The organism is Allobosea sp., assembly GCF_051860145.1.
In the GTDB taxonomy this organism is placed as follows: Bacteria; Pseudomonadota; Alphaproteobacteria; order Rhizobiales; family Beijerinckiaceae; genus Allobosea.
The window spans coordinates 220,419-233,606 of record NZ_JBHYEM010000005.1 but is presented as its reverse complement, the minus strand read 5'-3'; the positions used below and the strand labels follow the sequence as shown (position 1 = coordinate 233,606).

Sequence of the window (13,188 nt, the reverse complement as noted above, 5' to 3'; positions counted from 1 at the left end):
ATCCCGGGCGACCGCAGGCAGACCCGGGATCCATGCCTGAACGGTTCCGGTATGGATCCCGGCTCTGCGCCGCTGGCGCGGCTTGGCCGGGACGACCCTACACCGGGGGCGAGCCTCCTCAGTCCCGCCGGAAGATCACGCTGGCGAGCCAGCCGAGCAGGAGCGCCAGGATCACGGTCGCGAGCCCGTAGAGCAGCGATCTGTCATGCGCGCCCTGGGCCAGGCGCTGCTCGATCCCGGTCTTGATCACCTCGAAATTCGTCGTATGGCGCGCCAGGATCGCGCCGCCGGCATAGAGCACGACCTCGATCTCATAGGTCCCGGTCGGTGCCGTCGCCGGCACCTCGATCGGCGCGCTGAACAGGGTCTGGGACAGGAAGGTGACCCCCCGCTCATCCTGCGCATAGAGGCCCTTCTCCTTCAGGATGCGGATCAAGGCGTCGCGGAACCGGGCCGTGCTGCCCTCCATCTCGAGCGCCGGCGTCGCCGAGCGTTGCGCGTTGGCGAGGCCGACGCGGTCGCGGCGTGCCCCCTCTTCACCGATGATCTCTTTCAGCGGCCGGTTGCTCGACACCGTCAGGAAGGAGGAGTGCTCGGGAAAGCGCCGCTGCGTGCGGTTGATCCAGATCGGCCCGACCTGTTCCTTCTCGCGCACGATCAGCATGCGCTGCGGGCCGCGCACCGTGACGACGATGTCATAGGGATCGCCGCGTGCGACCGTGCGGCCATCGCGCTCGACCAGCCCGAAGACGGTGATCTGCGCGCCGGTATAATTCGAGTTGATCTGGATCTGATGGCTCGAGACCGAGGCGATCAGGGTCTCGGCGCGCGGCGCCTGCGCGCCGAACGCGGCCAATGCCAGGGCGCCGAGGAGGGATCTGAGCGCCGCCTTCATCGCGCGCTCTCCGGCAGGACGACGGAGTAGGGCTCGCTCGGCGGAATGAACAGCTCGATCGCGAAGCGCAGGCCGACCGAAAGAATGAGCAGCGCGAGCAGCAGCCGGAAGGAATCGACATTGAGGTTGCGTGCCGCGCGGCCGCCGAACTGCGCGCCGATCACCCCGCCGACGAGCAGCAGCGCGGCCAGGATCAGGTCGACCGACTGGTTCGTGACCGCATGCAGGATGGTGGCGCCCGTCATCGTCACCAGGATCTGGAACAGCGAGGTCCCGACCACCACCGCCGGCGGGATGCGGAAGAAATAGATCAGCGCCGGCACCAGGATGAAGCCGCCGCCGACGCCGAGCACCGCTCCGATGAAGCCGATGACCACCGCCAGCCCGGCGATCGGGATGACGCTGGCATAGAGCTGGGAGTGGTGGAAGCGCATGCGCCAGGGCAGCTTCATCCATTGCGGATGGGTGCCGGCCTGCCGGCGCAGCCGTGCCGGCTTGCCGGCCCTGACCCGCAGCGCCGAGCGCAGCGCGTCGTAGAGCATCAGCCCGCCGATGATGGTGAAGAGCGTGACATAGGACAGCGTGATGACCAGATCGAGCTGGCCGAGGCGGCGCATCGAGTTGAAGAACAGCACGCCGAATATGGTGCCGAGGATGCCGCCTCCGACCAGGACGCCGCCGAGCTTGAAGTCGAGCGCGCGCCGGCGCCAATAGGTCAGCACGCCGGTCATCGAGGAGCCGGCGACCTGGGCCGCCACGGTGGCGACCGCCACTGCCGGCGGGATATCGAGGAAGATCAGGAGGGGGGTCAGCAGGAAGCCGCCGCCGACGCCGAACAGGCCCGAGATGAAGCCGACGGCGCCGCTCAGTCCCAGCACCATCAGCACGCTGATCGGCAGTTCCGCGATCGGGAGGTAAATCTGCACCCTTCGTCCTCGTGCGCCGATGCGGCGCGAGATGTCGACGCCGATTCGTTCCAGATTGCACCAATCCGGTTAGGCAAATCCTATCGTTGCGGGACGGGGATTGCTTTCGGATCGGTCAATGGACCGCGATCAAGTCCTGATGGCGGTGCAACGCGTCGAAACCATGACGAGCGGGTCTAAAATCAGGCCGTCAGGTGCGGGCCGGCTTAGCCGGCTTCTTGACGGCGGCGCTCGGCGTCTCGTCCCAGCCCTTGGCCGGAGCCGCGACCTCGTTGGCGTCGGGCTCCAGCGCCTTCGCCTTCCACGACTCGGCGCGGAGCTTGGCGGCTGCGAGATCCTTGGATTCAAGGCGGCCCGCGACTTCGTCGCGCTTGCGCGCCGCATCCTGGTCGCCCTGGCCGGCGGCGACCGCGAACCAGAGATAGGACTGGCCGAGATCCGCCGGTGCGCCGAGGCCGCGGCCGAGCAGGATCGCGAGATTGTACTGGCTGTCGCGGACGCCGAGTTCGGCCGCGCGCCGGAACCATTCGGTCGCCGTCGTGTAATCGGGCTTGCCGGTGACGCCTTCGGCATAGAGCACCGCGAGGTTGTGCATGGCCTTGGCGTTGCCGCGCTCCGCCGCGCGCCCATACCAGACGCGGGCGAGCGAGGCGTCGCGGCCGGTGCCGATGCCCTTCTCGAACATGTTGGCGAGGCGGAACTGCGCCGGCGCCAGTCCCGCGACCGCGGCGCGCTCGAACAGGCGCAAAGCGAGCTTCGGGTCGCGCGCCACGCCCGTGCCGTCGGCAGCGCGGCTGGCGAGCTCGTAGACGGCGCGCGCATCGCCGCCTTGCGCCGCCTTGCGCAGGCCGGTGCTGCCGAGCCCGGAGGGGAGATCGCCGAGGCCCGTCACCGCCTGGACCGGCTCCGGCGTGGCGAGCGGCGGAAGCGCCGCCACTGTCGCGGATTCGGCGGTCGAGCCGGTGATGTCGGGGCTGCCCAGCGCCGGTGTCGCGGTGCCGGCGACCGCGGCGGCGGGGCCGAGATCGACCGGCGGCAGGGCCGAAGTCTGGTCCTTGGCCGGCTGTGCGGGAGCCTCGATTGCGGGGGCTTCCGGAGCGGCAGGGGCTGGCGCTGGAACCTGCACGGCCTCGTTGCCGACCGGCTTCACCTTCGCGCCCTGCATGGTGCCGGTCACGACATGGGCGGTGCCCATCGCGAGCACGACGGCAGCGAGCCCGAGGAGCAGCGGCCGGCGGCGCTTCTCCATGATTTCCTTGAGACGGCCGCCCGTCGCCGGCCCGCCGCTTTCGGCCTGGGACGGCGCAGTCGCGGCCGCTTCGGTCGCGGCCTTGGCGGAGCGCCGTGCCGCGGCGATCAGGTTCTGGCGGACCGATTGCGGGTCCTGACCGGCCGTTGCCGCGGCGTCGGCGCGCGGGCGGCCCGAGCCGGGCTCGAGCGGGACGTCGAGCGAGGTCTTCGCGGTCGGGTCTGATGCCCGGTCGGGCCCGCGCGACGGCTCCAGCCTTGCTCCGAAGCGGTCCTCGACCGCCGCGCTCATGCTGGCCGGATTCTCCAGGCCGCGTGCGGGAGGCATGGACGACAGGCGCGACGCGGCGGCGCGCGCCGCCATCGACGGACGCTCGCCGCCTTGACGTTCTCCGCCCTGGCGCTCGCCGCCAATCTCCGCCTCGAGGCTGGCAAGGCGCGAAATGATGGTCTCGAGGGTCTGGTGGACGGCGCCGATCGCGTCCTGGGTCTCGCGGCCGGACGAGACGTGGGTCTCGCGCAATCCCGAAAGCAGGCTGCTGAGTTCCGCGAAATTGCCGTTGCCCGGCTGCGGCGTCTTCGCCATGTCGGCCATGGCGGCACGCGCGGCGCGTTCGGCCGCGGCCGCGGTGTCTTCGCGCATGGTCTGCAGGTGATGCACGAGATCCTGCAGCGTGCGCTCGATCCCGGTTTCGGCCGAGCGCGTCGCGGCGGCCTCGTCCAGCCGGCTCGCGAGGCCGGCGATCTGCTGTTCGAGCGCATCGAACGAATCCGATTCCGCGCCCGGCCGCCCGGCCTCGTCGATCTTGTCGGCAAGGCTGCGCAGCATGTCCTCGACAGGGCGCAGGTCGACTCGCGCGACCTGGACGCTGCCGCCTTCGTTGACGAGCTGGGTCAGGTTGCTGGAGGCGGCCAGGCTCTCGATCCGGCTGGCGAGCGCCTCGATCTGCTTCGTCACGGCTGCGGGGCCGTGATCGGCCAGCGACTCGATGCGCTGCTGCAGGGTGTCGATCCGGTCGGCGAGCTGGTTCGGCTGCCGCTCGGCGACATCCTCGAGCTTGATGATCAGCGATTCGATGCGGTGGGCCAGTTCGCCGGAGCCGGGCGAGCCCGACGCGCCGATCTCGTTCAGCCGCGCGAAAAGCTGCTCGGCCTGGGCGTTGATCACCTCCGGCCGCATCGCGGGCAGGGAATCGACCTTGCCGGCGAGCGCCTCGATTTGCCGCGACAGCGACAGGAGCGGAGCCTGATCGCCGAAGCGGTCCTGCGAGTGGCCCGACATGATCGCGTCGCGGACATCCTGGATCGCGAGCGACAGGCCGCGCAGCTCGCGCATGTCGGGCTGGCCCTCGCGCAGCCGGCCGACTTCCGCGGCCAGGCCCGCGACCTGCTGGGAGAGCTCGCCCAGACGGCCATCACCCGTGCCCGAGGCCAGCAACTCCCGCAATTCCCCGATGTCGCGCAGGATCGGCGCAAGCATCGCGCGATCGCCGCCGCGCGTGACGAGGGCGTCCACCTTGGCGGCGAGATGCGCGATCTCGAGCTCGAAGCGGGCATAGCTCTCGTTCGGGCGATCCTGCGAGAGGCGGGCCACCTCCGACTCGATGCGCGACAGCGGTTTCAGGATGGGTTCGAGGCGGTCGCGCCCGTCGAGCCGGTCGAGGCGTGCCCCGAGGCCGGCGATCAGGCTTTCCAGTTGGCTCGCGTCCGGAGCGCGTGAAGGCAGCGTCGGGCGCACATGATCCCTGCCGCGGTCGGCATGGTCCTCAGGTGCGGCCATCCGCGCGCTCAGGTTCCGCAGATCCTGACGCAGCGCCGCGACCCGGTTCTCGCTCAGCGGCATCGCGCGCTTCGCTGCGGGCTCCATGTCGGAATCGAGCACGCGCTGGCGGGTGCGGATATCGGTGACCGCGGCGGCCAGGCCGTCCCGGTTCAACAGCGGCCGTCCGGGAGCGGGTTTGCGCTGGGCCTCGAGAGCCGTGCGCTCGATATCGCCGATGCGCTCGCCCATCGCCTTGATCGCATCGGCGATGACGCTGGTGGCACGCTCTTGCCGCTCCGCGATGGCGCGCTCGCCGGTCGCCAGGCGGCCTTCGGTCTTCTCGATCCAGCGCGCGATCGAATCGAGCGCGCCGGCGGTCTTGGCGCTCGATTCGCGGGTGATGCGCTCGGCCATCGCGGCCTGCGTCATCGCGGCTTCGATCTGGCTGCGCGACATGTCGGAGCCGGGCGACCGGACTGAGGCGCTCGTGGCCTGCGACGAGGTCTCCATCTGGCCCTGCGAGAGCCTGGCGAGACGCTCGGACAGGGCCGCGATGTCGAGCTGCTCCGGAGCATCGCTGGAAATCGGCGCACTCTCTTCGGCCTCGACCCGGATCTTGTGGTCGAGCCATTCGCCCAGGGTCATCCCGGCGCGCCTGGCTGCCGCTTTCGCGGCATCGCGGGTGCGTGGGTCGACGCCCTTGACGCTCCAGGGCAAGCTATTGGCCATGTCTCGCTCGCCTACGGGGCTGGTCTTCAGCGAGGATGCGCAGCCCCCTTGTACCGCAGCATCCCATTGCGAATCCGGCGATCGTGAAGGATCGGTTACGGCTGACGACGGCCCGCTTCGCATCGCCGACTTTTGGCAGTCACGGTAAACAGACCGTTAAAATCGCGGGCCCGCGGGTTAATTTTTCGCAAATTTCTGCCGCATCTGGGCGCTCATCGCTCTCGTAACGGTAACTTACCCCACCCCGGACCCAGATTACCTGACGCAAGGGGAAGGCTTGGTTTACGCCATCACCCAACGGAACCTTGTTGTAACGCCGACGGCCTCCTGCGTCCCCCTTTTCCCCGCGTCCCAAAACCCAAGGAAACTCGATGTCGCGCCAGAGCACTGCTATGGCGGCCGCTTCACCCAATACCGGTCGCTCCCCCTCATCCGCAGCTGCCACTGAGTCCGACTCAGCCGGCGGTTTCACGATCAGCGACCTGGCCCGCGATTTCGGCGTGACCTTGCGCACCCTGCGCTTCTACGAATCGCGCGGATTGCTGTCGCCGGCACGCTCCGGGATGACGCGGATCTATTCGGGCCGCGACCGGGCCCGCCTGGCCCTGATCCTGAAGGGCAAGCAGCTCGGCTTCACGCTGGTCGAGATCCGCGCGATGCTCGCCAACGAGGAGAAGAAGGGCGAGGCCTCCGGCGAGAAATCGGCCTCCGTCGGCGGATTGCAGCTCACACGCGACCAGATCGTCGAGCAGCTCGAATTGCTGCGCAGCCAGCGCTCCGAGATCGACGGCGCCATTGCCGAGCTCGAGGGCACGCTCACCGGTCTCGGGAAGGCCTGAGCCCTTATCCCGTCAGCGATGATGCCTGGCGACCCCGGACCTCTGGTCCGGGGTCGTTTTGTCATGGGCAGCGTCCGGGAGGCTGCGACAGGCTGCGGCAACAAAAAGCCGGGGCCCCTCTTCAAATCGCGCCAGAATAGTTTATATATGAACTATCTACTCCGAAGCGCCATCGTCACATCGGGACGGCAGAGTGCTTCGCCGCGCGAGAGGGAGGACACCAATGCCGGTCTACAAGGCGCCCGTCGACGACACCCTGTTCCTGCTGAACGACGTCTTCAACATCGAACGCTACAACAACCTGCCGGGCTTCGCCGACGCGACGCCGGACCTGGTCGAGGCGGTGCTGGGCGAAGGCGCCAAGCTCTGCGAGGAGGTGCTCCAGCCCCTCAACCATTCGGGCGACCAGGAAGGCTGCACCCGTAACCCTGACGGCACGGTGACGACGCCCAAGGGCTTCAAGGCGGCGCACAAGGCCTATGCCGAGGGCGGCTGGATCGGCCTGGCCATGGACCCCGAATACGGCGGCCAGGGCCTGCCCTACACGCTCGGCGCGATCATGAACGAGTACGCCTCCTCGGCGAACATGGCCTTCTCGATGTATCCCGGCCTGACCATGGGCGCGATCGCGGCGCTCTATGTCCATGGCTCCGACGAGCAGAAGCGCACCTATATCCCGAAGATGGTCGAGGGCGTCTGGTCGGGCACGATGAACCTGACCGAGCCGCATTGCGGCACCGATCTCGGCCTGATCAAGACCAGAGCCGTGCCGAATGGCGACGGCTCCTACGCCATCACCGGCACCAAGATCTTCATCTCGGCCGGCGAGCAGGACATCACCGAGAACATCATCCACCTCGTGCTCGCCCGCATCGAGGGCGCGCCGGCCGGCGTCAAGGGCATCTCGCTCTTCGTCGTGCCGCGCAACGCGGTGGGCGCGGATGGCTCCGTCGGGGAGAACAACCACGTCTCCTGCGGCTCGATCGAGCACAAGATGGGCATCCACGGCAATTCGACCTGCGTCATGAACTATGACGGCGCGGAGGGCTGGCTCATCGGCACCGAGAACAAGGGCCTCAACGCCATGTTCGTGATGATGAACGAGGCCCGCCTCGGCGTCGCGATCCAGGGTCTGGCCCAGTCCGAGGTCGCCTATCAGAACGCGCTCGCCTATGCCAAGGACCGCCTGCAGGGCAGGGCGCTGACCGGCGCCAAGGAGCCGGGCAAGGCGGCCGATCCGATCATCGTCCATCCCGATGTCCGCCGCACGCTGATGTCGATCAAGGCCTTCAACGAGGCGGCGCGCGCCTTCGTCATCTGGAACGCGATCCAGTCCGATGTCGCGCATCGCTCCGGCGACGCCGCCGAGCGTCAGGCTGCCGACGACCAGCTCGGGCTGATGACGCCGGTGCTCAAGGGCGTCCTGACCGATGTCGGGTTCGACAACACGGTCAAGGCGCAGCAGCTCTTCGGCGGCCACGGCTATATCGCCGAGACCGGCGTCGAGCAGTTCGTCCGCGATGCCCGCATCGCCATGATCTATGAAGGCGCCAACGGCGTGCAGGCCATGGACCTGATCGGCCGCAAGCTCGGCCGCGACGGCGGCCGCGCCATCATGGCCTTCTTCAACGAGGTCGGCGGCTTCGTGAAGGAGAATGCCGAGGACGAGGCCCTGAAGCCGCTCCTCGGACCGCTCCAGGCCTCGCTCGGCCATCTCCAGCAGGCGACGATGTGGTTCATGAACAACGCGCTCGCCAAGCCCGACAATGCCGGCGCCGGCGCCACCGATTTCATGCACCTGCTCGGGCTCGTCTCGCTCGGCTATATGTGGGCCAAGATGGCGAAGGCCGCGCAGGAGAAGCTGAAGACTGGGGCCAATGGCGCCACCGAGCGGATGAACACCAAGCTCGCCACGGCACGCTTCTTCATGGAGCGGACGCTGCCGGAGACGGGCGCGCATCTGGCGCGGATCACGGCGGGCGCGGATTCGACGATGGCGCTCGCGCCGGAGCTGTTCTAGGTCTCGACAAGCGATCCTGCGCGAGAGGCGGGCGATGCGGTTCGTGCATCACGGGCAATGCCATTGTGGTTCGATTGCGGTCGAGCTCAGGACGGAGCGGGCGCCGCAAGCGCAGGTGCTCGGCGCCTGCCAATGCTCGTTCTGCCGCAAGCACAATGTCCGCGCCTTCTCGGACCCGGGCTCACGGGTGGCTCTGCGGGCGGTCGATCCCTCCAGGGTCCAGCTCTACCGCTTCGGGCTGAGCACGGTCGACGTCATCCTCTGCCGCAATTGTGGGGTCTATGTCGGGATGCTGCTGACCGAGGGCGACGAGGCGCTGAGCGTCGTGAATGTCGACATCCTCGACGAGCGTGCGGAATTCACCGCCATTCCCGCCCCGCGCGACTACTCTGCCGAGAGCGCCGACGAGCGCATCGCGCGCCGAAAGGCGAAATGGACACCGACGACGCTGCTGGACTGGCCGAAACGTGTAAGCCCGGAGCCGAGACATCATGCCGAATAAGCCCGCAACAGACGGAGGCCCGCATGGCTGACGCATTCATCTACGACCATGTCCGCACGCCGCGCGGAAAGGGCAAGGCCGACGGCTCGCTCCACGAAGTCACCGCGATCGAGCTCGGCACGCAGGCCCTGCGCGCCATCAAGGACCGCAACACGCTCGATCCCAAGCTGGTCGAGGACGTGGTCTTCGGCTGCGTCGATCCGGTCGGCGAGGCCGGCGCCGACATCGCCCGCACGGCGGCGCTCAAGGCCGGCTACGGCAAGGAAGTGCCGGGCGTGCAGATCAACCGCTTCTGCGCCTCGGGGCTGGACGCGGTGAACCTCGCCGCAGCGCAGGTCATGTCCGGCCAGAAGGAGATGGCGATCGGCGGCGGCGTCGAGAGCATGAGCCGCGTCGGCATGGGGGCTTCCGGCTTCGGCATCGCGGTCGACCCTTCCGTCGCCATCGACACCTATTTCATGCCGCAGGGCGTCTCGGCCGACCTGATCGCGACGAAATACGGCTTCTCGCGCGACGATGTCGACGCCTTTGCCGTGCGCTCGCACAAGCGTGCCGCTGCCGCCTGGACTGAGGGCCGTTTCAAGAACTCGGTCATCCCGGTCACCGATGTCAACGGCCTGATCATCCTCGACCGCGACGAGACCATCCGCCCGACCACCGACATGCAGACGCTGGCCTCGCTCAAGGCCTCCTTCGTCCAGATGGGCGAGATGGGCGGGTTTGACGCGGTCGCCACCGCCGCCCATCCCGATGTCGAGTTCGTCAACCACGTCCACCATGCCGGCAATTCCTCCGGCATCGTCGATGGCGCCGCTGCGGTGCTGGTCGGCTCGAAGAGGGGCGGCAAGGCGGCGGGGCTGAAACCGCGCGCCCGCATCCGCGCCTTCGCCACGACCGGCTCCGATCTCGCGCTGATGCTGACCGGCCCGGTCGACGTCACCGAGCTGGTGTTGAAGAAGGCCGGGATGACGACGAAGGACATCGACCTGTTCGAGCTGAACGAGGCGTTCTCCTCGGTCGTGCTGCGCTATCAGCAGGCCTTCGACATCGATGACGCGGTGCTGAACGTCAATGGCGGCGCCATCGCCATGGGCCACCCGCTCGGCGCCACCGGCGCGATGATTTTGGGCACGGTGCTCGACGAACTGGAGCGCACTGACAAGCAGACCGCGCTCGTCACGCTCTGCGTCGCCGCCGGCATGGGCGTCGCCACCATCATCGAACGGGTTTGATTTTCCTTCTCCCCATCCATGTCGGATGCTTCCGACATGGACATCAAAAGTGCGAAAGTCGGGAACACCCGACTTTCGGGGGAGAAGGTGGCCCGGCGAAGCCGGGTCGGATGAGGGACGGAAAAGAGCCATTTCATCCGAAGCACGGCATGCGGACTTCCCTCATCCGCCTCGCTGCGCTCGGCACCTTCTCCCCCAAGGGGAGAAGGAAGGGAGCGAGCAATGAACCTCACCAATTTCCGCTTCGAGACCGATTCCGACGGCATCGCGACCCTGACCTGGGACATGCCGGGCCGCTCGATGAACGTCATCACCCCCGAGGTCATGGCCGAGCTCGACCAGGTCGTCGACAAGGTCGCGTCCGACGACGCTATCAAGGGCTGCGTCATCACCTCCGGCAAGGAAGCCTTCTCCGGTGGTGCTGACCTCACCATGCTCCAGGGCTTGCGCGACCTTTATGTCAAGCTGGCCAGGGAGAAGGGCGAGGACGTCGCGCTCAAGACCTTCTTCGACGAGAGCCGCAAGCTCTCGCAGCTCTATCGCAAGCTCGAAACCTGCGGGAAGCCGTTCGCGGCGGCGGTCCATGGCGTCTGCCTCGGCGGAGCCTTCGAGCTGGCGCTGGCCTGCCAGTACCGCGTCGTTTCCGACGATGCTTCGACCCGCGTCGGCCTCCCCGAGATCAAGGTCGGGCTTTTCCCCGGTGCCGGCGGCACCCAGCGCGTGGCCCGGCTGATGCAGACCGGCGACGCCCTGCAGATGATGTTCAAGGGCGAGCAGGTGAAGGCGCTGCCGGCCCGCAATGGCGGCCTCGTCCATGCCGTCGTGCCGCGCGCCGAGCTCGTCCAGAACGCCAGGGACTGGCTCAAGGCCAATCCCGAGGCCAAGGCGCCCTGGGACGACCCCAAATTCAAGCTGCCCTCCAACAAGGTCTATTCGCCCGCAGGCATGCAGATTTGGCCGCCGGCCAACGCGATCTATCGCCGCGAGACCAATGACAATTACCCGGCGGCGCGCGCCATCCTGAGCGCGGTCTATGAAGGCCTGCAGATGCCGATCGATATCGGCCTCCGGATCGAGAGCCGCTATTTCGCAAAGATCCTGCGGACGAAGGAGGCGGCCTCGATGATCCGCTCGCTCTTCGTCTCGATGCAGGAGCTGAACAAGGGCGCCCGCCGCCCGCCCGACATGCCGCCGAGCAAGCTGAAGCGGATCGGCGTCGTCGGCGCCGGCTTCATGGGCGCCGGCATCGCCTATGTCAGCGCCAATGCCGGCCTCGAGGTTGTGCTGATCGACCGCGACATGGAAGCGGCCGAGAAGGGCAAGGCCTATTCGCACAAGCTGGTCTCCGATCAGATCATGAAGGGCCGCGCCAAGACCGCCGACCGCGACGCGCTGCTGGCCAAGATCAAGGCCAGCGCCGACTATGCCGACCTCAAGGGCTGCGACCTCGTCGTCGAGGCCGTGTTCGAGGATCCCAAGGTCAAGGCCGAGGTCATCGCCAAGGTCGAGGCGGTGGTCGGCCCGAGGACGATCTTCGGCTCCAACACCTCGACCCTGCCGATCACGGGCCTCGCTGCCCATAGCGAGCGCCCGAAGAACTTCATTGGCATCCATTTCTTCTCGCCGGTCGAGAAGATGCTGCTGGTCGAGATCATCATGGCCAAGAAGACCGGCAAGAAGGCGCTCGCCATGGCGCTGGACTTCGTCCGCGCCATCAAGAAGACGCCGATCGTGGTCAACGACACGCGTGGCTTCTACGCCAACCGCTGTGTCGGCAATTACATCCGCGAGGGCCACCTCATGCTGATGGAAGGCGTGCCCCCGGCGATGATCGAGGCTGCCGGCAAGCAGGCCGGCATGCCGGTCGGCCCGCTCTCGCTCAATGACGAGGTCGCGGTCGATCTCGCCTGGAAGGTGCTCAAGGCGACCAAGGCCCAGCTCGGCGAGGGCTCGGTCGATCCGGCCCAGGAGAAGCTGCTCTCCGAGATGGTCGAGACGCATGGCCGCCTCGGCCGCAAGAACAAGAAGGGCTTCTACGATTATCCGGAAGCCGGCCCGAAGCGGCTCTGGCCCGGCCTCGCCGAGCTGACGAAGAACAAGCTCGATCCCGAGCTGGTCGACATGCAGGAGCTGCAGGAGCGCCTGCTCGTCACTCAGGCGCTGGAGGCGGCTCGCACCTATGAGGAGGGCGTCGTCACCGATCCGCGCGAGGCCGATGTCGGCTCGATCATCGGCTTCGGCTTCGCGCCCTATTCGGGCGGCACGCTGAGCTATATCGACAATATGGGCGCGGCCGGGTTCGTGAAGCTCTGCGAGAAGCTGGCCAAGAAGCACGGCGAACGGTTCAAGCCGAACCGCCAGCTCAAGCGCATGGCGAAGACCGGCGAGAGCTATTACGGCACGGCGGAGAAGAAGGCGGCGGCCTAGCCTCGGCCGGCGCCTTGGCCGTCCGGCCGATCATCGCCTTCCCCGATCCCCGGCTGCGCCGTCCCGCGCAGCCGGTCATGCGCTTCGACGCCGACTTGAGCGCGCTCGCGGCCGATCTGCTCGACACCATGCGCGCCGCGCCCGGTATCGGCATCACGGCACCGCATATCGGCGTGCTTAGCCGTGTCGTCGTGCTGGAACTGTCACCCGGCGAGGTGCGGAATTTCGTCAATCCGGAGCTCGTCTGGGCCTCGCCGGAGATGATCCGTCACACCGAGGGCAGTGTCTCCATGGCCGGCGTGACCGATGACGTCGAGCGGCATGCGCGCGTAAGGCTGCGCTATCGCGATCTGGACGGCGTGGAGCGGAGCGAGGAGGTCGACGGGTTCTGGGCGGTCTGCCACCAGCACGAGATCGACCAGCTCGACGGCGTTTTCTGGCTCGATCGCCTGTCGCGCCTGAAACGCGACCGGCTCATTGCCCGCTACAATAAGTTGCGGCGGGGGGTAACTCTCTGACGGCAGAGCGTCATGCTCGGGCTTGACCCGAGCATCTCCGGCCGGCGAGGGCGCCATTTAGCCTCTTCCTGGCAGAGATTCTCGGGTCTG

At 67.7% G+C, this 13,188-nt stretch carries 9 protein-coding genes; 6 read left to right on the top strand and 3 right to left on the bottom strand.

Features of this window, described 5'->3' with window-relative positions:
- Positions 1-118: 118 nt before the first annotated feature.
- From ACTIF2_RS11195 to ACTIF2_RS11185, 3 genes are all read right to left on the bottom strand, one after another.
- Positions 119-895, bottom strand: coding sequence for a TIGR02186 family protein (locus tag ACTIF2_RS11195; protein WP_439497139.1), 777 nt, complete (start codon positions 893-895; stop codon positions 119-121).
- Positions 892-1,821: a sulfite exporter TauE/SafE family protein gene (locus ACTIF2_RS11190; RefSeq protein WP_439497138.1), complete on the bottom strand. Its 930-nt coding sequence runs from the start codon at positions 1,819-1,821 to the stop codon at positions 892-894. The genes ACTIF2_RS11195 and ACTIF2_RS11190 overlap by 4 nt, the downstream gene beginning before the upstream one ends.
- A 190-nt stretch (positions 1,822-2,011) precedes the next feature.
- The gene (locus ACTIF2_RS11185; protein ID WP_439497137.1) at positions 2,012-5,560 is read right to left on the bottom strand and encodes an SEL1-like repeat protein; all 3,549 of its coding nucleotides are present in this window, start codon (positions 5,558-5,560) and stop codon (positions 2,012-2,014) included.
- Between the two features lie 392 nt (positions 5,561-5,952).
- Here ACTIF2_RS11185 and ACTIF2_RS11180 point away from each other — a divergent pair, with 392 nt between their 5' ends.
- The 6 genes from ACTIF2_RS11180 (at position 5,953) to ACTIF2_RS11155 (ending at position 13,098) form a co-directional block, all read left to right on the top strand.
- Positions 5,953-6,399 (top strand): MerR family transcriptional regulator, encoded by a 447-nt coding sequence (locus ACTIF2_RS11180; protein WP_439497136.1) that lies wholly within the window; start codon positions 5,953-5,955, stop codon positions 6,397-6,399.
- Between the two features lie 223 nt (positions 6,400-6,622).
- Positions 6,623-8,419, top strand: coding sequence for an acyl-CoA dehydrogenase C-terminal domain-containing protein (locus ACTIF2_RS11175; RefSeq protein ID WP_439497135.1), 1,797 nt, complete (start codon positions 6,623-6,625; stop codon positions 8,417-8,419).
- Positions 8,420-8,453: 34 nt separating this feature from the next.
- A complete protein-coding gene (locus tag ACTIF2_RS11170) occupies positions 8,454-8,921 on the top strand; it encodes a GFA family protein (protein ID WP_439497134.1) in 468 nt (155 codons plus the stop codon).
- 23 nt (positions 8,922-8,944) lie between these two features.
- Positions 8,945-10,153 carry an acetyl-CoA C-acetyltransferase gene (locus ACTIF2_RS11165; protein WP_439497133.1) on the top strand — a complete coding sequence of 403 codons (1,209 nt, stop codon included), beginning with the start codon at positions 8,945-8,947 and terminating at the stop codon, positions 10,151-10,153.
- A gap of 222 nt (positions 10,154-10,375) precedes the next feature.
- Positions 10,376-12,580 carry a 3-hydroxyacyl-CoA dehydrogenase NAD-binding domain-containing protein gene (locus ACTIF2_RS11160; RefSeq protein WP_439497132.1) on the top strand — a complete coding sequence of 735 codons (2,205 nt, stop codon included), beginning with the start codon at positions 10,376-10,378 and terminating at the stop codon, positions 12,578-12,580.
- Between the two features lie 14 nt (positions 12,581-12,594).
- A complete protein-coding gene (locus tag ACTIF2_RS11155) occupies positions 12,595-13,098 on the top strand; it encodes a peptide deformylase (RefSeq protein ID WP_439497131.1) in 504 nt (167 codons plus the stop codon).
- Positions 13,099-13,188: the final 90 nt, after the last annotated feature.

Excerpts from the sequence above, each read along its gene's own strand:
- ACTIF2_RS11195 (WP_439497139.1), bottom strand. The coding sequence starts at position 895 with ATGAAGGCGGCGCTCAGATCCCTCCTCGGCGCCCTGGCATTGGCCGCG.
- ACTIF2_RS11185 (WP_439497137.1), bottom strand. The coding sequence starts at position 5,560 with ATGGCCAATAGCTTGCCCTGGAGCGTCAAGGGCGTCGACCCACGCACC.
- ACTIF2_RS11180 (WP_439497136.1), top strand. The coding sequence starts at position 5,953 with ATGGCGGCCGCTTCACCCAATACCGGTCGCTCCCCCTCATCCGCAGCT.
- ACTIF2_RS11175 (WP_439497135.1), top strand. The coding sequence starts at position 6,623 with ATGCCGGTCTACAAGGCGCCCGTCGACGACACCCTGTTCCTGCTGAAC.
- ACTIF2_RS11170 (WP_439497134.1), top strand. The coding sequence starts at position 8,454 with ATGCGGTTCGTGCATCACGGGCAATGCCATTGTGGTTCGATTGCGGTC.
- ACTIF2_RS11165 (WP_439497133.1), top strand. The coding sequence starts at position 8,945 with ATGGCTGACGCATTCATCTACGACCATGTCCGCACGCCGCGCGGAAAG.
- ACTIF2_RS11160 (WP_439497132.1), top strand. The coding sequence starts at position 10,376 with ATGAACCTCACCAATTTCCGCTTCGAGACCGATTCCGACGGCATCGCG.